The sequence below is a fragment of the Streptomyces sp. NBC_00224 genome (genome assembly GCF_041435195.1).
Taxonomy (GTDB): domain Bacteria; phylum Actinomycetota; class Actinomycetes; order Streptomycetales; family Streptomycetaceae; genus Streptomyces.
This window is the reverse complement of the sequence record NZ_CP108106.1, coordinates 3,833,432-3,851,399: the sequence shown is the minus strand read 5'-3', so window position 1 is coordinate 3,851,399 and position 17,968 is coordinate 3,833,432. Positions and strand designations below refer to the sequence as shown.

The following is a 17,968-nucleotide window of genomic DNA, read 5'->3' as shown; positions in this document are numbered from 1 at the left end:
CACCCCGCGCGGTGCACTGCGGACATGAGCAACGAACCGCCCCCCGGCCGGCCGCCCGAGGACGAGCCGCCCGAGAACGACCCGTTCCTCAAGAAGCCGTCCGACTCTCCCGGCTGGAGCCAGGGCCCGCCCCCCGGAGGCGGCCCACCTCCGGGCAGCGGCGCCCCTCCCCCCGGCGGCGGTCCGTACGGCAGCCCTCCCCCCGGAAGCCCCTACGGCACGCCGCCCCCCGGTTCGCCCTATGGCAGCACCCCGCCGCCGTACGACCCGTACGGCGGGGGAAACCAGTACGGCGGTCCCGATCCGCTCAGCGGGATGCCGCCGCTCGCCGACTTCGGGCGGCGGCTGCTCGCCCGCATCATCGACGCCCTGCTGATCGCGATCCCGCTCGGCCTGCTGGAGTGGGCGACCTCGGACCGCTGGGTGTACCAGACGAGGAGCGGCGAGGACACCTCCGACGTCATCGGCCGGGCGTACAGCGGCAGCGGACTCGCCTGGAACCTCATCGGCATCGTGGCGTATCTCGCGTACGACACCATCATGCTGAAGCGGGACGGTCAGACGGTCGGCAAGAAGCTGCTGAACCTGCGGGTCGCGATGCTCAACGACGGCAGCGTGCCCACCACGAGCGCCGCCCTGGCCCGCACGGCCGTGCTGTGGCTGCCCGCCCTGCTGTGCTGTCCGTGTCTGTGGCAGATCATCCTCATCATCACGATCCTCACGGACAAGCCCTACAAACAGGGCCTGCACGACAAGGCCGGGAAGACGGTGGTGGTCTCGACCGCCCCCTGACCCGGGGCCGGTTCGGTGCGGAGGGTCAGCTCCGTACCGAGTCGGCCGGTACGCGCGCCCCAGGCTCGGCGCTCTCCTCGACGGCGGCGGCGCGGTTCGTACGAACCGTGCGCGCCGCCTTCGGCATGGGGACCGTCACGGCGACCAGTAGCCCCAGCAGGAGCGCGGCGAGCACTATCACTCCCACCCCGACGCCCGAGTCGGTCTGGGAGAGAAGAATCATGGCTACGGTCGAGAAGACGACGGTGGCCGAACCGTAGGCGAGCTGTGCTGCAGTCGGACGCGGCATGGCGGTATCCGTCCTCGGGGGCAGGCATCGGATGGGGGCGGGTCTCTCGACCGGGCAACCGGATCGCACTGTCAAGCGACTCTACGACGGTGCTTGCCCCCACGGAACCGCCGGTAAGCGTGACCTAACCCACGGTGCCGGTGCACGGGGGGCGCACGGAGTCATTCCGCATTCCGACAGGCGAGACAGGCGCACCCGATGTCCGGGTTGGGTAGCACATCGGAAGCGTTCGGATAGCGGAAGTGCGGCTCTACATAATGTAATTGGCTGACCCAAGTCAAGATCTGTCTTTTCTTTGGCAACTCCGGTCCAATGTCGTCACTTGAGACGCGTGCCGCGCACCGGAGACCAGACCCCTCACCCCCGGTCCGTGCCTGCGGCCGCGGGGGAGGACATCATCAAGTGACCAGCAACAGACGAGCGGTCAGAGCTGCCGCCATACTCGTGGCCCTGGCCACGACCGGCGCGATAGGCTCCGCGTTCGCCACCGCCCAGGCCGACACCAAGGCCCCGGCACCCGTCGAGCGGCGGGACCCGGGCACCGGCTCGGCCAAGCACATCGACGACATTCCGGGCCCGTTCACCAAGCAGCGGGAGCAGCAGCGGCAGGCGGCGCTGCAGAAGGTCATCGCGGGCGACAAGAAGGTGCAGCAGCGCGGCGCCTCCAAGGTCGTCCAGCTCGACGACAAGAAGTACGTCGAGCTCGGCCGCGAGAAGACCGACAAGATCTTCACGGTCCTGGTGGACTTCGGGGACCAGATCGACAGCACGACCACGTTCGACCCGGACGGCCCGACCGGCCCCAAGCCGCCGGTCCTCAAGTACGGGGGCACGGCCGGCCCGGCGCACAACACGATCCAGCAGCCGGACCGCGCCAAGGACAACTCCACCGCCTGGCAGAAGGACTACAGCCGGCAGCACTTCCAGGACCTGTACTTCGGGACCGGCAAGAACGCCGACGGCACCCAGAAGCACTCCCTGAAGACGTACTACGAGAAGACCTCCTCGGGCCGCTACTCGGTCGACGGCACGGTCACGGACTGGGTCCGCGTCCCCGCCAACGAGGCCCGCTACGGCTCGAACTACTGCGGCGCCACCAACTGCTCCAACGTGATGGACCTGGTCCGTGACGGCGTCAACGCCTGGGCCGCGGACCAGAAGGCCAAGGGCCAGACCACCGAGCAGATCAAGGCGACCCTGGCGCAGTACGACCAGTGGGACCGCAACGACTTCGACAACGACGGCAACTTCAACGAGCCCGACGGCTACATCGACCACTTCCAGATCGTCCACGCGGGCGAGGACGAGTCGGCCGGCGGCGGCGCGCAGAAGACCGACGCCCTGTGGGCCCACCGCTCGTACGCCTACGGCACGGACGCGGGCAAGACCGGCCCGGCGACCAACAAGGCCGGCGGCACGCAGATCGGCGACACCGGCATCTGGGTCGGCGACTACACGATGCAGCCGGAGAACGGCGGCCTCGGCGTCTTCGCCCACGAGTACGGCCACGACCTCGGTCTGCCGGACCTCTACGACACCACGAACACCGCCGAGAACTCGGTCGGCTTCTGGTCCCTGATGTCGGCCGGCTCCTGGCTGGGCACCGGCAAGGACTCGATCGGCGACATGCCGGGCGACATGACCGCCTGGGACAAGCTCCAGCTGGGCTGGCTGAACTACGGCACGGCCAAGGCCGCGACGCACTCGACCACCAAGCTGGGCGTCTCGGAGTACAACACCAACGACAAGCAGGCGCTCGTCGTCGAGCTGCCGAAGAAGCCCGTCACCACCACGGTCGTGAAGCCCGCCGAGGGCACGAAGCAGTGGTGGAGCGGGATGGGTGACAACCTCAACAACACCCTGACCCGCCCGGTCGACCTGTCCGGCAAGTCCAAGGCCTCCCTGGACCTCCAGGGCTGGTGGGACATCGAGCTGGACTACGACTTCCTGTACGCCGAGGCCTCCACGGACGGCGGCGCCACCTGGACCGCGCTGGACGGCACCGCCGACGGCAAGCAGATCAGCCGCGACCCCAGCGACAAGCCGGCCCTGACCGACGTGTCGGGCGCGTACAAGAAGCTCTCGTACAACCTGGACGCCTTCGCGGGCAAGAAGATCGACCTCCGCTTCCGCTACGCCACTGACGGCGGCGCGGGCGGCAAGGGCTTCACCGCCGACGCGATCACCGTGAACGCCGACGGCGCCGCGCTCTTCACCGACGGTGGCGAGGGCGACGACAACGGCTGGACGCTGAAGAACTTCTCCCGCATCGGCGAGTCGTTCACCAACGACTACCCGCAGTACTACATCGCGGAGAACCGCCAGTTCGTGTCGTACGACGAGACCCTCAAGGTCGGCCCGTACAACTTCGGCTTCGCCAAGACCCGCCCGTCCTGGGTGGAGCACTACGCGTACCAGCCCGGTCTGCTCATCTGGCTCTGGGACCTGTCCCAGAAGGACAACAACGTCTCGGTCCACCCGGGCCACGGCCAGATCCTGCCGATCGACGCCCACGCCAAGCCGCTGAAGTGGGCGGACGGCACGCTGATGCGCAACAAGATCACGCCGTTCGACGCGACCTTCAGCTTCTACCCGACGGGCGCGCTCACCCTGCACAAGGCCGACGTGGCGACCACGGTCCGCCCGCAGTCCGGCGTGCCGATGTTCGACGACCACCGGGGCACCTACTGGTACAAGGAGAACCCCACGGGAAGCGTGCTGGTTCCTGACACCAACACCCGGATCTCCATCGTCCAGCAGCCCAAGGACGGCTCGACGATCACCGTGAAGGTTGGTCCGTCGACCAAGTAGTTCCCAAAACCGCAGGTCAAACCATGATCGGCCGTCGCCCTCTAGCGGGCGGCGGCCGATCGTGTTTAGGTGCGTCCTACGAGTCCTTATTGACACGACGTCTCACGGGGGAGCGGTACGCCATGCCTGGCGGAGGTTTCAGCAAGCTGCCGAACGGCAGCGTCGTCGTCGCGCTCACGCTGCCCAGCCCCGCCGGGGACGGCCGCCAGGTGCGCGTCCTGGTCCATGCGGCCAACCGGGCCCGCGCCCTGACCCGGCTGCGGAACCTGGGCCTGCGCGCGGTCTATCTGCGCGGCAACACCGAGCCGCCCACGCCGGACGAGATCACGGCGGTCCTGCACCACCCGGACGGCCTCCTGTGGCGCACCGCGCCGCAGCCGGAGGCCGAGGAGCTCTGGCACCCGATACGGGCGCTGCTGCGGCCGTAGCGGGGCTCAGACCACCGGCTTGCCGGACAGCTCCGCGCCCGCCGCCCGCAGCTCCTCGATCGCCCGAGCGGTCGTCTCCTCGGAGACGCCGGCGGTCAGATCGAGCAGTACATGCGTGGCGAAGCCCGCCCGCACCGCGTCCAGCGCCGTGGCCCGTACACAGTGGTCGGTGGCGATGCCGACCACGTCGACCTCGGTGACCTCTCGGGCCCGCAGCCACTCCGCCAGGCCCACCCCGTTCTCGTCGCGCCCCTCGAAGCCGCTGTACGCGGCCGCGTGGGCGCCCTTGTCGAAGACCGCGTCTATGGCGCCGCAGGCGACCGCCGGGGCGAAGTTCGGGTGGAAGCCCACGCCCTCCGTCCCGGCCACGCAGTGCACCGGCCAGGAGCGCCGGAAGTCGGGGTGCGCCGAGAAGTGGTCGCCCGGGTCGACATGGTGGTCGCGGGTGGCCACCACATGGCGGTAGACGGACCCGGCGGCCTGGCCGATCAGGTCGGTGATGGCAGCGGCGACGTCGGAGCCACCCGTGACCGCGAGGCTGCCGCCCTCGCAGAAGTCGTTCTGAACGTCTACGACGATCAACGCGCGGTGCATGTCGGCTGTCCTTCGGTCAGGGGGCTGTTCAACGAGCGTAGAGACTCCGACCCCGGTCCGGCAGGGGGCAATTGGGGTGCAAAGGCCCGGACGTGCGGCCTTACGCGTACTCCGTGGGCAGTACCGGTTCGCCCCGCGACAGCTGGATCGCGGACATCGGCAGCGCGCCGCGCGCCGCGATGTGCCGCTCCCGGGCGGTGTCCAGCGGCTCGCGGGCCACCACCACGCCACCCTTGACCAGCTCGGCGAGCAGCTGCCGGTCGGCCAGCTCGGCCGGGACCGGGCCGGTGCCGACGACCTCGGCCTCCGCGATCCCGTCGGCGTCGGTGCGCCGGGCGGCCCACTTGCGGCCGCCGATCGAGGTCTTGCCGCCCATCGACTTCTTCGCCACCGGCACCAGCGGCGCCTTCGGGTCCGCGCTCTGCGCGCGGGCGACCAGCTTGTAGACCATGGAGCAGGTGGGGTGCCCGCTGCCGGTGACCAGCTGGGTGCCGACGCCGTACGCGTCCACGGGCGCGGCCGCCAGCGAGGCGATGGCGTACTCGTCGAGGTCCGACGTCACCACGATCCTCGTCTTCGTCGCGCCCAGCTCGTCGAGCTGCTGGCGCACCCGGTGGGCGACGAGCAGCAGGTCCCCGGAGTCGATCCGGACGGCGCCGAGCTCGGGGCCCGCGATCTCCACGGCGGTACGGACCGCCTCGGCCACGTCGTAGGTGTCCACCAGAAGGGTGGTGCCCCGGCCCAGCGAGTCCACCTGGGCCCGGAAGGCGTCCCGCTCGCTGTCGTGGAGCAGGGTGAAGGCGTGCGCACTGGTGCCGACGGTGGGGATGCCGTAGCGGAACCCGGCCGCCAGGTCCGAGGTGGTGGTGAAGCCGCCCACGTACGCGGCCCGGGACGAGGCCACGGCGGCCAGCTCGTGGGTGCGCCGGGCGCCCATCTCGATCAGCGCCCGGCCGCCCGCGGCCGCGGACATCCGGGACGCGGCGGCGGCGATCGCCGAGTCGTGGTTGAGGATCGACAGGATCACGGTCTCCAGGAGCACGCACTCCGCGAAGGAGCCCTCGACCCGCAGGATCGGCGAGCCCGGGAAGTAGACCTCGCCCTCGGGGTAGCCCCAGATGTCGCCCGAGAAGCGGTACGAGGCCAGCCACTGAAGGGTCGGCTCGTCGACGATCGCGCGCTCGCGCAGAAAGCCGAGGACGCCCGCGTCGAAGCGGAAGTTCTCCACGGCGTCCAGGACCCGGCCGGTCCCGGCCACCACGCCGTACCGGCGTCCGTCCGGCAGCCGCCGGGTGAAGACCTCGAAGACCGACCGCCGGTCGGCCGTCCCGGCGCGCAGTGCCGCCTGGAGCATGGTCAGCTCGTACTGGTCCGTGAAGAGCGCGGTCGACGGCACGTCCACCGGCAGCCCAAGGTCCGCAGGGTTCATGGTGCTGGATGCTACTCCTCTTCGCGTCAGAGTGACGATTTCGGGGGCCCGTTTGTGCGACTGCGGTCCCCGAGTGGCAGCATTGGGTAAGTGAGGCTGTGCTTCCCGGGGGAGAACCCCCGGACCCCCGGCAAAGAAGACGAAGGTCGTCCACAGACGTGAGTGTTGCCCCGGTCGAGATCGAACGCCCCGAGTCGGCGGAAGAGACCTTCGCCGTCCCCGAACCCGATGTGCCGTGGGTGACGCTCGTCCACAACGACCCGGTCAACCTCATGAGCTACGTCCAGTACGTCTTCCAGAGCTACTTCGGCTACCCCAAGGACAAGGCCCGCAAGCTGATGCTCGATGTCCACCACAAGGGCCGGGCGGTGGTCTCCAGCGGCAGCCGCGAGGAGATGGAGCGCGATGTGCAGGCGATGCACGGCTACGGGCTGTGGGCCACGCTCACCCAGGACCGCGGCTGATGGCCGGCTACTTCGACCCGCTGCCCGGCGGTGGCGCCGCCGTAGCGCTCGACGAGGTCGAGATCGCCATCCTGCGCTCCCTGGCCGTACAGCTCCTTGAGCTGATCGGCCCCGGCGACGAGCCGATGGAGGGCGAGGACCCGCTGGCCGCGCTCTTCGCCGAGGGCCCCAGCGAGCCGCCCGCCGACCCGGCGCTGGCCCGGCTCTTCCCCGACGCGTACGACAGCGGTGAGAGCGACGAACTGCGCGCCTCCGCCGCCGAGTTCCGCCGCTTCACCGAGAAGGACCTGCGCTCCCGCAAGCGCGACGACGCGCTCGCGGTGGTGCGCGCCCTCGACTCGCTCACCCCGCGGGGCGACGGCGGGGCGGTCCTCAAGCTGTCCGCCGACGACTCGCGGCGCTGGCTGGGCGCGCTCAACGACCTGCGTCTGACCATCGGGACCCGCCTCGATGTCACCGACGAGGACGAGAGCGGCGAGCTGTACCGGCTGCCGGACGAGGACCCGCGCAAGCCGATGGTCATGGCGTACCTCTGGCTCGGCGGGCTTCAGGAGACGCTCGTCGAGACGCTGATGGCCTGACCGCGCCCCTGGCGTGGCCGGAGACGGCTGTTTCCGCTCTGTTCGCTCAGCGGACGCTCAAATCCGCATAACGATCCGATTACCGCAACGGTATGGTTTGCGGTTTCCTGCGCGCTTTGTCCGGTCTTCCCTGTGGCGTGCGCCACAGTCACCCCAGTGGATCACCCGTAAAGACGTGATAAATCTTCACGACCACCAGGGCACGCCACCCATGTTCCCTGGGGCGCTTCGGCCGGCTGACCGCCGGTGGCACTCCATCCACATCCGGGGGGATCAGGACCTGATCCGCGGCTTCACTCATCGAAGCGAGCGGGTCAGCATGGAGAAAGGCGCACCACCATGACCTCAGCGCAGGTCGACAAGCAGGACGACCGCTCCGGCAATGAGGCCGTGGGGACCGCCCACGGCGCAGCCGAGGGCGAGGGATACCAGCGGGGCCTCGGCGCCCGCCAGATCCAGATGATCGCGATCGGCGGAGCCATCGGCACCGGGCTCTTCCTCGGCGCGGGCAAGGCCATCTCCAAGGCCGGCCCCAGCCTCATCCTGGCCTATGCCATCGCGGGCCTGGTCATCTTCTTCATCATGCGGGCGCTGGGCGAGCTGCTCATGTACCGCCCGGTCTCGGGCTCCTTCTCGGAGTACGCCCGTGAGTTCGTCGGCCCGTTCTGGGGCTTCGTCACCGGTTGGACGTACTGGCTCTTCTGGGTCGTCACCGGCATCACCGAAGTCACCGCGGCCGCCCAGTACATGGCCTTCTGGACGCACAACGACGTCCCGCAATGGCTGTACGCGCTGGTCTTCACGCTCATCCTGTACGCGGTGAACCTGATCTCGGTGAAGCTCTTCGGCGAGCTGGAGTTCTGGTTCTCGATGGTCAAGGTGACGGCCATCGTCGGCATGATCCTGATCTGCGCCGGCATCCTCACCGTCGGCTTCTCGGACGCCGCCGACACCGCCACCGTCGCCAACCTCTGGAACGACGGCGGGTTCTTCCCCAAGGGCATCGGCGGCACGCTGATGACCCTGCAGATCGTGATGTTCGCCTTCCTCGCCGTCGAGCTGGTCGGTGTCACCGCGGGCGAGTCCAAGGACCCCGAGAAGACGCTCCCCAAGGCCATCAACACCGTGCCGTGGCGCATCGCCGTCTTCTACATCGGCGCCCTGATCATGATCCTCTCGGTCGTCCCGTGGCACGAGTTCCAGCCGGGCGTGAGCCCCTTCGTCGCGGCCTTCGAGAAGATGGGCCTCGGCGTCGGCGCCGCGGTCGTCAACTTCGTGGTCCTGACGGCCGCCCTGTCCTCCTGCAACTCGGGCATGTACTCCACCGGCCGCATGCTGCGCGACCTCGCGCTCAACGGCCAGGGCCCGAAGGTCTTCACCAAGCTGACCAAGAGCGGCACCCCGCTGATCGGCACCACGGTCTCGGCCGCGCTGATGCTGGTGGGCGTCTGGATCAACTACAAGGCGCCGGGCAAGGCCTTCGACTACGTCGTCTCCTTCGCCACCATCTCCGGCATGTGGGCCTGGATCATGATCCTGGTCTGCCAGATCCGCTACCGCGCCAAGGCCGACCGCGGCGAGCTGCCCCAGTCCACCTTCCGGGCCCCGGGCGCCCCGTTCACCAGCTGGTTCGCGCTGCTGTTCATCTTCATGGTCATCGTGATGATGGGCGTCGACAAGGACTCGCGGGTCTCCCTGTACTGCGCCCCGCTGTGGGGCCTGATCCTGGGCGTCTCGTACCTGGTCCTCAAGGCGCGCAACCCAGACAACAAGGCGTTCGCCAAGCGCTCGTAGCGTTCGCGCAGCCGCCGGTTCTCACCATTCGGGCCGTCCCGTACCACTCCTCGGTACGGGACGGCCCGTCTGCTTATCCTTGCGCTCATGCTGACCCTCACCCAGGCCCTGTACGACCAGATCGTCGCGCACGCCCGCGCCGACCACCCCGACGAGGCGTGCGGCGTGGTCGCAGGCCCGGCCGGCACCGGCCGCCCCGAGCGGTTCGTTCCCATGCTGAACGCGGCCCGCTCGCCCACGTTCTACGAGTTCGACTCGCAGGACCTGCTGAAGCTGTACCGCGAGATGGACGACCGGGACGAGGAGCCGGTGATCGTCTACCACTCGCACACGGCGACCGAGGCGTACCCCTCGCGCACCGACGTGACGTACGCGAACGAGCCCGGCGCCCACTACGTCCTGGTGTCGACGGCGGACACGGACGGCCTCGGCGACTTCCAGTTCCGCTCGTACCGGATCGTGGACGGGAAGATCGAGGAGGAAGAGGTCAAGGTGGTGGAGGCGTACTGAGCCGTACGCGGGGCGCGCGACGGGGCGGCCGCGCCCGGGGGCCCTGCCCGCATCCTGAGCGGAATGCGTCCGCCATCTGAGATCACACTCCGGGAAGCGGACCGGGAATCGATACGATGACCGCATGGTTCCCCACGACGTGAGCGAAGAGAAGCCGAGCAGCCCGCTGCTCGTGGCGCGCCTGCACGTCGACCTGTGCCGCCTGGCGAGCGCGATGTGTCCGCGCCCCACCGCCGCCTGAGCCACGGCCGCCCGCGCACGACCCGTACGTCCGTACGCACGACCCGTACCACCGCGGCACCCGCGCGAGCCGCGAGCCCCTCGCCTTCCTCTCCCCTCTCGTCCCTTCTCGCCTTCTCTCCCTTCCGACTGGAGCCCACGCCATGGCCATCGAGGTCCGCATCCCGACCATCCTCCGCACCTACACCGACGGCGCCAAGGCCGTCGAGGGCAGCGGGGCGACCATCGACGAGCTCTTCAAGGACCTGGAGACCCGTCACAACGGCATCCGCGAGCGACTGGTCGACGAGGCCGCCGGCGGCGAGCTGCGCCGCTTCGTGAACGTCTACCTCAACGACGAGGACGTCCGCTTCCTGGCGGGCATCACCACCGAGCTGTCCGACGGCGACAGCGTGACGATCCTGCCGGCCGTGGCCGGCGGCATGGTCTGAGGCTGATCGCCGTCATGCGCTACGACTCCGCGCTGGCCGCCGTCGGCAACACCCCGCTGGTCCGCCTCCCCAGACTGTCCCCGTCGGACGACGTCCGCATCTGGGCGAAGCTGGAGGACCGCAACCCGACCGGCTCGGTCAAGGACCGCCCCGCGCTCCACATGATCGAACAGGCCGAGAAGGCGGGCCGGTTGACGCCCGGCTGCACCATCCTGGAGCCGACCAGCGGCAACACCGGCATCTCGCTGGCGATGGCGGCGAAGCTCAAGGGCTACCGCATCGTCTGCGTGATGCCCGAGAACACCTCCCGGGAGCGCCGCGACCTGCTGAAGATGTGGGGCGCGGAGATCGTCCCGTCCCCCGCGGCGGGCGGCTCCAACACGGCGGTGCGGGTGGCGAAGGAGCTGGCCGCCGAGAACCCGTCCTGGGTGATGCTCTACCAGTACGGCAACCCGGACAACGCGGGCGCGCACTACGCGACGACCGGCCCGGAGATCCTGGCCGACCTCCCCTCGATCACCCACTTCGTGGCGGGCCTCGGCACCACGGGCACGCTCATGGGCGTCGGCCGCTACCTCCGCGAGCGCGTCCCCGGCGTCCAGATCGTCGCGGCCGAGCCGCGCTACGACGACCTGGTGTACGGCCTGCGCAACCTCGACGAGGGCTTCGTCCCCGAGCTGTACGACGCGTCGGTCCTGACCAGCCGTTTCTCGGTCGGCTCGGCGGACGCGGTGACCCGCACCCGCGAACTCCTCAAGGAGGAGGGCATCTTCGCGGGCGTCTCCACGGGCGCGGCCCTGCACGCGGCGATCGGCGTGGGCAAGAAGGCGGTCAAGGCGGGCGAACCGGCGGACATCGTGTTCGTGGTGGCGGACGGCGGCTGGAAGTACCTGTCGACCGGCGTCTACACGGCGGAGACGACGGAAGAAGCGATCGAGACGCTGCAGGGACAGCTCTGGGCGTAGCCCGTACGGGGCCGTGTTCTGCCTGCGGGTTGGTGGGGGCTGGTCGCGCAGTTCCCCGCGCCCCTAAAAGCCGGCACCTCCAGCCCCTCCGGCGCCTGAGGAGTGGGGTGCCCTAAGGGGCGCGGGGAACTGCGCGACCAGCCACAGGCGGCCCGCAGACGAACGAGGTCCGGGGCGCAGCCCCAGCGGGGGTCCGGGGGCGTAGCCCCCGGGAGACCACCTCAGCCCCCACCCACCCCCGGAGGGTTTAGGGAACGGGCGGGGTGGGGGGCAACCGGCGTCACGCCAGGTACCGCACCTGATCCCACACCGTAGGATCCACCACTCCCACCCGCCGCCGAAACTCCCACAGCGCCACGTCACGCAGCTCATCCGTCTCCAGGAAGCTCGGCCGCCCCTGCGCGTCCCCGACCGTCCCCGGCGGCAGCGGAATCACCCCGGCCTGCTCCTCGTGGAACTTGCTGGTGATCTTCGCGACCAGCGCGCTGTCCCCCCGTACCGACAACACGAGACAGGGCCGGTCCTTCGAGCCGGGCCCGTCCTCGTACGGCACGTCCGCCCACCAGATCTCACCCGGCTGAGGCCGCCGCTTGGGCGCCCGGCGCGGACCGGCAGGTCGCCCGGGCGGCCGTACGCGCCCCCCGGGCCGAGCCGGGCGCGACCGACCGCGCCCCCGCCCGTCGACCACCGCGGCCCCCAGCGCGACCACCACCACGGCGATCACCGCGAGCCACCACGACGTGTCCATACCGCAGACGTTACCCGGCGGCCCGCCCCCCGCACGCCCCCCGCGCGCGCTCCGCTCGCACTCCGCCCGAACCGGTGACAGCGCAGGTGAGTTCCCCCACAACGGCCCGCCACTGAGGAGCGACCGGCAGTGCGGCGCCTTACGCTCGACGGACCGCACGACCTCCCGCCGCCCTCCCCGTTCCCTTGCCGCTCCCGGAGGTTCACGCTCCATGAAGCTCACCGTCGTCGGCTGCTCCGGGTCGTTCCCGTCCGCGGAATCGGCCTGTTCGAGCTACCTCGTCGAGGCCGACGGCTTCCGGCTGCTCCTCGACATGGGCAACGGCGCCCTGGGCGAGCTGCAGCGCCACATCGGTCTCTACGACCTCGACGCGATCTTCCTCAGCCATCTGCACGCCGACCACTGCATCGACATGTGCGGCTACTTCGTGGCCCGGTACTACCGCCACGAGGGCGGACGCTGCGCCCCCATGCCGGTGTACGCGCCGGAGGGCGCCGAGCAGCGGCTCACCACGGCGTACGCGGACACGCCGTCCAGCTCCTCCATGAGCGAGGTGTTCGACTTCCACACCCTGAAGTCCGGCTCGTTCGACATCGGCCCGTTCGCGGTCCGTACGGAGCGGGTCTGCCACCCCGTCGAGGCGTACGGCATCCGCATCGAGCACGGTGGCGCGTCCCTCACCTACTCGGGCGACACCGGTGTCTGCGAGGCGCTGCACGAGCTGGCCGAGGGCACCGACCTCTTCCTGTGCGAGGCGTCCTTCACGCACGGCAAGGAGGACATCCCGGCCCTCCACCTCAACGGCCGCGAGGCAGGCGAACACGCCGCCCGCGCCGGGGTCGGCCGCCTGGTCCTGACCCACATCCCGCCGTGGACGGACGGCGAGGTCAACCTGACGGACGCCCGTGGGGCGTACCCGGGCCCGGTGGAGCTGGCGGCGCCGGGAGCGGTCTACGAGGTCTGAGCGGACGTACGGAAAGGGCCCCCGGCACCGAGTGGTGCCGGGGGCCCTTTCGCGTAACCCGTGAGGCTCAGTAACCCGTGAGGCTTACGCCTTCGTCAGGTCCTCGATCTCCTCCTCGGGCTCACGGCCCGGAGTGGTGAGGTTGAACTTCGTGATCGCGAAGCGGAAGACGAAGTAGTAGATCGCGGCGAAGACGAGACCGATCGGGATGATCATCCACGGCTTGGTCGCGAGGTTCCAGTTCAATATGTAGTCGATCGCACCGGCGGAGAAGCTGAAGCCGTGGTGTACGCCCAGCGCCCAGGTGACGGCCATCGAGACGGCGGTCAGGACCGCGTGGATCACGTACAGGACCGGCGCGATGAACATGAACGCGAACTCGATCGGCTCGGTGATGCCGGTGACGAACGAGGTCAGCGCGAGCGAGATCATCATGCCGCCGACGGCCTTGCGGCGCTCGGGGCGGGCGCAGTGCGTGATCGCCAGGGCGGCGGCCGGCAGCGCGAACATCATGATCGGGAAGAAGCCGGACATGAACTGGCCGGCGGTCGGGTCGCCGTGGAAGAAGCGCGGCAGGTCGCCGTGCCACATGGTGCCGGTGGAGTCCTTGAAGTCGCCGATCTCCTGCCAGGCGACCGTGTTCACGAACTGGTGCATGCCGATGGGCAGCAGCGCGCGGTTGACGACACCGAAGATGCCCGCGCCGACGGCGCCGAGGCCGGTCATCCACTCACCGAAGTTGGTGATGACGTCGCCGATCGGCTCCCAGACCAGACCGAAGAAGACACCCATCGCGGTGCCGACGAAGGCCATGATGATCGGGACCAGCCGGCGGCCGTTGAAGAAGCCGAGCCAGTCGACCAGCTTGGTGCGGTGGTACTTCTGCCAGATCACCGCGGCGAGCAGGCCCATGATGATGCCGCCGAAGACCTTGGGGTCGTTGTACGTCGCGGCGACGTCGACGCCCTTGTTCGCGGTGGTGTTGACCACGCCGTCGGTCACCGGGAACGCGGTGAGCACGTTCTTGTAGACCAGGAAGCCGACGAGCGCGGCGAGCGCGGTGGAGCCGTCGGCCTTCTTGGCGAAACCGATCGCGATACCGACGCAGAACAGCAGCGGCAGATTGGCGAAGACCGCGTCACCGGCGGTCGCGAAGACCTTGGCGACCTTGTCCCAGCCGAGGCCGTCCTTGCCGAAGACATCGTCCTGACCGAGGCGGAGCAGAATGCCCGCGGCCGGCAGTACGGCGATCGGCAGCTGCAGGCTGCGACCGACCTTCTGCAGACCCTGGAACAGGCCGGCACCCCGCTTCTTCGCGGGCGCCGCCGTAGCGGTGGCCGTACTCATCAACTTCCTCCAGTTGGCAAGGCGCCGCCCGGGGACATGGAAAAGTACGGGGGGACGGCGGCGTCTCAAGGGGGGAACGCGGTTAAGCCCGCGTGGTCTACACCATTGAGTGGTGTAGACCAGTTGTAGCACGGTGAGGGTTAGATAAGGAACCTGCAATTTCTGTGTGCTGAGCCATACATTCCGGCATGACGGACAAAGGCCCCGGACCCTGGGGTCCGAGGCCTCTGCCGTACAACCGCTTGGTTATCCCGCCGTTATTACTTCGTGTTCTCCCGCTCGATCTCCTTCTCCAGCTCCTCCGGCTCGCGCCCGGGAGTCGGCAGATCGAACTTGATGATCGCGAACCGGAAGATCACGTAGTAGACGACGGCGAAGGCGAGACCGATCGGAATGATCAGCCACGGCTTTGTCGCCAGGTTCCAGTTGATGACGTAGTCGATCAGTCCGGCCGAGAAGCTGAAGCCGTCCTTGACGCCCAGTGCCCAGCTCACCGCCATCGAGACACCGGTGAGGACCGCGTGGATCACGTACAGCAGCGGGGCGATGAAGAGGAACGAGTACTCGATCGGCTCGGTGATGCCGGTGACGAACGACGTCAGGCCGACCGACAGCATCAGACCGCCCACCTGCTTGCGGCGGTGCGGCTTGGCGCAGTGCGTCATCGCCAGCGCGGCCGCGGGCAGCGCGAACATCATGATCGGGAAGAAGCCGGTGGTGAACTGGCCCGCGTCCGGGTCGCCCGCCAGGAACATGCTGATGTCACCGTGCACCACGGTCCCGTCCGGCTTGGTGAAGCTGCCGAACTGGAACCAGATGGGCACGTTCAGGAACTGGTGCAGGCCGATGACGAGCAGCGCGCGGTTGGCGACGCCGAAGATGCCCGAACCCCAGGCGTCGAGCCCCACCAGCCAGTCGCTGAAGTTCTCCAGGCCGTCGCCGATCGGCGGCCAGATCCACAGGCAGATCGCGGCGAAGGCGATGGCGACGAACGACATGATGATGGGGACGAGCCGGCGGCCGTTGAAGAAGCCGAGCCAGTCGACCAGCTTGACCCGGTGGTAGCGCTGCCAGAACCAGGCGGCGAGCAGGCCCATGACGATGCCGCCGAAGACGCCCGGGTTCTGGTATGTGAAGGCCGCGACCGTTCCGTCGTTCGCCTGGCACCCCGCCGAGATCACCTTCGCCCCGGCGGCGCAGTCCTTGGGGAACTGGTGCAGCACGTTGTAGTAGACGAGGAATCCGGCCACGGCGGCGAGCGCGGTGGAGCCGTCCGCCTTCTTGGCCATGCCGATGGCCACGCCGATGCAGAACAGCAGCGGGAGCCCGATGTTGGCGTCGAGCAGCGCGCCGCCCGCACCCGCCATGACCTTGGCGACGTCGGTCCAGCCGAGCCCGTCCTTGCCGAAGACGTCGGGCTGGCCGAGCCGGTTGAGGATGCCGGCCGCCGGCAGGACGGCGATCGGCAGCTGGAGGCTGCGTCCCATCTTCTGGAGGTTCTGGAACGCACCGTTCCACCACTTCGGCCGGTCCACTGCCGCGCTGTCCGCGCTCATCGGCGACCCTCCGTCCCGTACGTCCCGCCGGAACAAGCCAGTTCCGGGATGCGTTGCACACTGGTGTAGACCAGTTGCGGTATCGTCCGGAGCCTGGCCGCACGGGCGCGGTACCGGTGATCGCCATCCTTGGCCAGCGCGCGGACGCTCGCTCGCGTAACTGGGCCAAACGTGCGTTACGGTGACAAAGCGGAACTGCGGTCGGCCGGACCTGCGGTGCGCCGCCACAGCGTTCTTTGAAAGAACAGGGAGACAGACATGGCCAGCAAGGCTGAGAAGATCGTCGCCGGGCTCGGCGGTATCGAGAACATCGAAGAGGTCGAGGGCTGCATCACCCGCCTCCGCACCGAGGTCATTGACCCGAGCAAGGTCGACGAGGCCGCGCTGAAGGCCGCCGGCGCCCACGGCGTCGTCAAGATGGGCACCGCGATCCAGGTCGTCATCGGCACCGACGCCGACCCGATCGCGGCGGACATCGAAGACATGATGTGAGCGACGCGAGTCGCTGAGAGGGGCCCCTTCCGGGACGGGAGGGGCCCCTTTTGCCGGTGCCCGTCCGCGGACCGCGGGGGCTGGTCGAGCAGTTCCCCGCGCCCCTTAAGGACTATGGCCGAGCTGGGTTCTCAGGCTGCGGCGGACTACCTAGGGGCGCGGGGAACTGCGCGACCAGCCCCCCGCGGTCCGCAGACGAACGAGGCGTTCCAGGGCGAAGCCCGGAACGGGGGCGGGGGCGAAGCCCCGGAAGGGGGGCCGGGGGGCATGCCCCCAGGAGCGAGACGCCCACGGGCTAGGCTCGGGGCATGTCTCGTATCGACGGCCGCACCCCCGACCAGCTCCGCCCCGTCACCATCGAACGCGGATGGAGCAAGCACGCCGAGGGCTCCGTCCTCATCTCCTTCGGCGACACCAAAGTCTTCTGCACCGCCTCCGTCACCGAAGGCGTCCCCCGCTGGCGCAAGGGCAGCGGCGAGGGCTGGGTGACCGCGGAGTACTCGATGCTGCCGCGCTCCACCAACACCCGCGGCGACCGCGAATCCGTACGCGGCAAGATCGGCGGACGCACCCACGAGATCAGCCGCCTGATCGGCCGCTCGCTCCGCGCCGTCATCGACTACAAGGCCCTCGGCGAGAACACGATCGTCCTCGACTGCGACGTCCTCCAGGCCGACGGCGGCACCCGCACCGCCGCCATCACCGGCGCGTACGTGGCACTCGCCGACGCCGTCAGCTGGGCCCAGACCAAGAAGCTGGTCAAGGCCAACCGCCAGCCCCTCACCGGCACGGTCGCGGCCGTCTCCGTCGGCATCGTCGACGGCGCCCCGCTCCTCGACCTCTGCTACGAGGAGGACGTCCGCGCCGAGACCGACATGAACGTCGTCTGCACCGGCGACGGCCGCTTCGTCGAGGTCCAGGGCACCGCCGAGGCCGAGCCGTTCGACCGCAAGGAGCTCAACGCGCTGCTCGACCTCGCCACCGGCGGCTGCGCCGACCTCGCGGCACTCCAGGTCGAGGCGCTCGGCCGCACGCTCGGCGAGTAAAGAGGCAACCAAGAGGGCCGCTCCCGGCGTCCCTACCGACACGGGCGTACGGGCCGAACCGTACGCCCGTCCGTACACCCCGGGGAGGACCCGCCCATGCGCCGCAGCCGCCGCGCCCTCGCGCTCGCCGCCGTCACCGCCGCCCTCGCCCTGCCCGCCGTCGGATGCAGCGCGGTCAGCAAGGCGCTCGACTGCGTCCAGACGGCCGACGCGATCGCCTCCAGCGTCGACGACCTCGGCCGCGCCGTGTCCAACGCCACCGACAACCCGACACAGGCGGACCAGGCCCTCAACGACATCGACAAGAACCTGTCGTCCCTGAAGAACAAGACAGACAACGCCGACCTCTCCAAGGCGGTCGACAACCTCAACAAGGCGGTCGCCAACGTCCGTTCAGCGATCAAGAACGGCGACAGCACGCCGGACATCAGCCCCGTCAAGGACGCGGCGAAGGAAGTCGGCAAGGTCTGCACACCGTGACGCCGGG

The 17,968-nt window shown here is 69.3% G+C and carries 20 protein-coding genes; 14 read left to right on the top strand and 6 right to left on the bottom strand.

Annotation, left to right across the window (positions count from 1 at the left end; translation table 11 throughout):
- The first annotated feature begins 24 nt into the window (after window positions 1–24).
- Window positions 25–792 carry an RDD family protein gene (locus OG965_RS17210; protein ID WP_371652958.1) on the top strand — a complete coding sequence of 256 codons (768 nt, stop codon included), beginning with the start codon at window positions 25–27 and terminating at the stop codon, window positions 790–792.
- Window positions 793–817: 25 nt separating this feature from the next.
- On the opposite strand, the gene OG965_RS17205 is transcribed toward OG965_RS17210, so the two are convergent.
- On the bottom strand, window positions 818–1,081 hold the full coding sequence (locus OG965_RS17205) for a hypothetical protein (protein WP_371652957.1): 264 nt from the start codon (window positions 1,079–1,081) through the stop codon (window positions 818–820).
- Between the two features lie 402 nt (window positions 1,082–1,483).
- On the opposite strand from OG965_RS17205, the gene OG965_RS17200 reads away from it, so the two are divergent.
- Together OG965_RS17200 and OG965_RS17195 are read left to right on the top strand one after the other, a co-directional pair.
- Window positions 1,484–3,892: an immune inhibitor A domain-containing protein gene (locus OG965_RS17200; protein WP_371652956.1), complete on the top strand. Its 2,409-nt coding sequence runs from the start codon at window positions 1,484–1,486 to the stop codon at window positions 3,890–3,892.
- A 122-nt stretch (window positions 3,893–4,014) separates the two neighbouring features.
- Window positions 4,015–4,320, top strand: coding sequence for a hypothetical protein (locus OG965_RS17195; protein ID WP_371652955.1), 306 nt, complete (start codon window positions 4,015–4,017; stop codon window positions 4,318–4,320).
- A 6-nt stretch (window positions 4,321–4,326) separates the two neighbouring features.
- Here the strand turns inward: OG965_RS17195 and OG965_RS17190 are convergent, their stop codons facing one another.
- Both OG965_RS17190 and OG965_RS17185 read right to left on the bottom strand, forming a co-directional pair.
- Window positions 4,327–4,914, bottom strand: a complete 588-nt coding sequence (locus tag OG965_RS17190) for a nicotinamidase (protein ID WP_371652954.1) — start codon at window positions 4,912–4,914, stop codon at window positions 4,327–4,329.
- A 100-nt stretch (window positions 4,915–5,014) separates the two neighbouring features.
- Window positions 5,015–6,343, bottom strand: a complete 1,329-nt coding sequence (locus tag OG965_RS17185) for a nicotinate phosphoribosyltransferase (protein ID WP_371652953.1) — start codon at window positions 6,341–6,343, stop codon at window positions 5,015–5,017.
- Window positions 6,344–6,501: 158 nt separating this feature from the next.
- Here OG965_RS17185 and clpS point away from each other — a divergent pair, with 158 nt between their 5' ends.
- The 7 genes from clpS (at window position 6,502) to OG965_RS17150 (ending at window position 11,328) form a co-directional block, all read left to right on the top strand.
- A complete protein-coding gene (gene clpS, locus OG965_RS17180; RefSeq protein WP_067159503.1) occupies window positions 6,502–6,807 on the top strand; it encodes an ATP-dependent Clp protease adapter ClpS in 306 nt (101 codons plus the stop codon).
- On the top strand, window positions 6,807–7,388 hold the full coding sequence (locus tag OG965_RS17175; RefSeq protein WP_371652952.1) for a DUF2017 domain-containing protein: 582 nt from the start codon (window positions 6,807–6,809) through the stop codon (window positions 7,386–7,388). Before clpS ends, OG965_RS17175 begins: the two co-directional genes overlap by 1 nt.
- 339 nt (window positions 7,389–7,727) lie before the next feature.
- Window positions 7,728–9,182, top strand: coding sequence for an amino acid permease (locus OG965_RS17170; protein WP_371652951.1), 1,455 nt, complete (start codon window positions 7,728–7,730; stop codon window positions 9,180–9,182).
- An 87-nt stretch (window positions 9,183–9,269) separates the two neighbouring features.
- Window positions 9,270–9,692, top strand: a complete 423-nt coding sequence (locus OG965_RS17165) for a Mov34/MPN/PAD-1 family protein (protein ID WP_371652950.1) — start codon at window positions 9,270–9,272, stop codon at window positions 9,690–9,692.
- A 124-nt stretch (window positions 9,693–9,816) separates the two neighbouring features.
- Window positions 9,817–9,933 (top strand): putative leader peptide, encoded by a 117-nt coding sequence (locus OG965_RS17160; protein WP_371652949.1) that lies wholly within the window; start codon window positions 9,817–9,819, stop codon window positions 9,931–9,933.
- A gap of 142 nt (window positions 9,934–10,075) precedes the next feature.
- Window positions 10,076–10,363 carry a MoaD/ThiS family protein gene (locus OG965_RS17155; protein WP_371652948.1) on the top strand — a complete coding sequence of 96 codons (288 nt, stop codon included), beginning with the start codon at window positions 10,076–10,078 and terminating at the stop codon, window positions 10,361–10,363.
- 14 nt (window positions 10,364–10,377) lie between these two features.
- Complete coding sequence (locus OG965_RS17150; RefSeq protein WP_371652947.1) at window positions 10,378–11,328, top strand: PLP-dependent cysteine synthase family protein; 951 nt, start codon at window positions 10,378–10,380, stop codon at window positions 11,326–11,328.
- Window positions 11,329–11,608: 280 nt separating this feature from the next.
- Here the strand turns inward: OG965_RS17150 and OG965_RS17145 are convergent, their stop codons facing one another.
- Window positions 11,609–12,076, bottom strand: coding sequence for a type II toxin-antitoxin system PemK/MazF family toxin (locus OG965_RS17145; protein WP_371652946.1), 468 nt, complete (start codon window positions 12,074–12,076; stop codon window positions 11,609–11,611).
- 211 nt (window positions 12,077–12,287) lie between these two features.
- Here OG965_RS17145 and OG965_RS17140 point away from each other — a divergent pair, with 211 nt between their 5' ends.
- Entirely contained in the window at window positions 12,288–13,040 is a 753-nt protein-coding gene (locus tag OG965_RS17140; protein WP_371652945.1) for an MBL fold metallo-hydrolase, read from the top strand.
- A gap of 84 nt (window positions 13,041–13,124) precedes the next feature.
- Here OG965_RS17140 and OG965_RS17135 read toward each other — a convergent pair whose 3' ends face one another.
- The gene (locus tag OG965_RS17135; RefSeq protein WP_371652944.1) at window positions 13,125–14,387 is read right to left on the bottom strand and encodes a PTS transporter subunit EIIC; all 1,263 of its coding nucleotides are present in this window, start codon (window positions 14,385–14,387) and stop codon (window positions 13,125–13,127) included.
- A gap of 260 nt (window positions 14,388–14,647) precedes the next feature.
- A complete protein-coding gene (locus tag OG965_RS17130; RefSeq protein WP_371652943.1) occupies window positions 14,648–15,943 on the bottom strand; it encodes a PTS transporter subunit EIIC in 1,296 nt (431 codons plus the stop codon).
- 258 nt (window positions 15,944–16,201) lie between these two features.
- Here OG965_RS17130 and OG965_RS17125 point away from each other — a divergent pair, with 258 nt between their 5' ends.
- The 3 genes from OG965_RS17125 to OG965_RS17115 all read left to right on the top strand — a co-directional run bounded on the left by OG965_RS17125 (window position 16,202) and on the right by OG965_RS17115 (window position 17,961).
- Complete coding sequence (locus OG965_RS17125; RefSeq protein WP_018517946.1) at window positions 16,202–16,435, top strand: glucose PTS transporter subunit EIIB; 234 nt, start codon at window positions 16,202–16,204, stop codon at window positions 16,433–16,435.
- 308 nt (window positions 16,436–16,743) lie between these two features.
- Window positions 16,744–17,481, top strand: a complete 738-nt coding sequence (gene rph / locus OG965_RS17120; RefSeq protein ID WP_067159486.1) for a ribonuclease PH — start codon at window positions 16,744–16,746, stop codon at window positions 17,479–17,481.
- 96 nt (window positions 17,482–17,577) lie between these two features.
- On the top strand, window positions 17,578–17,961 hold the full coding sequence (locus tag OG965_RS17115; protein ID WP_371652942.1) for a hypothetical protein: 384 nt from the start codon (window positions 17,578–17,580) through the stop codon (window positions 17,959–17,961).
- The last annotated feature ends 7 nt before the right edge of the window (window positions 17,962–17,968 follow it).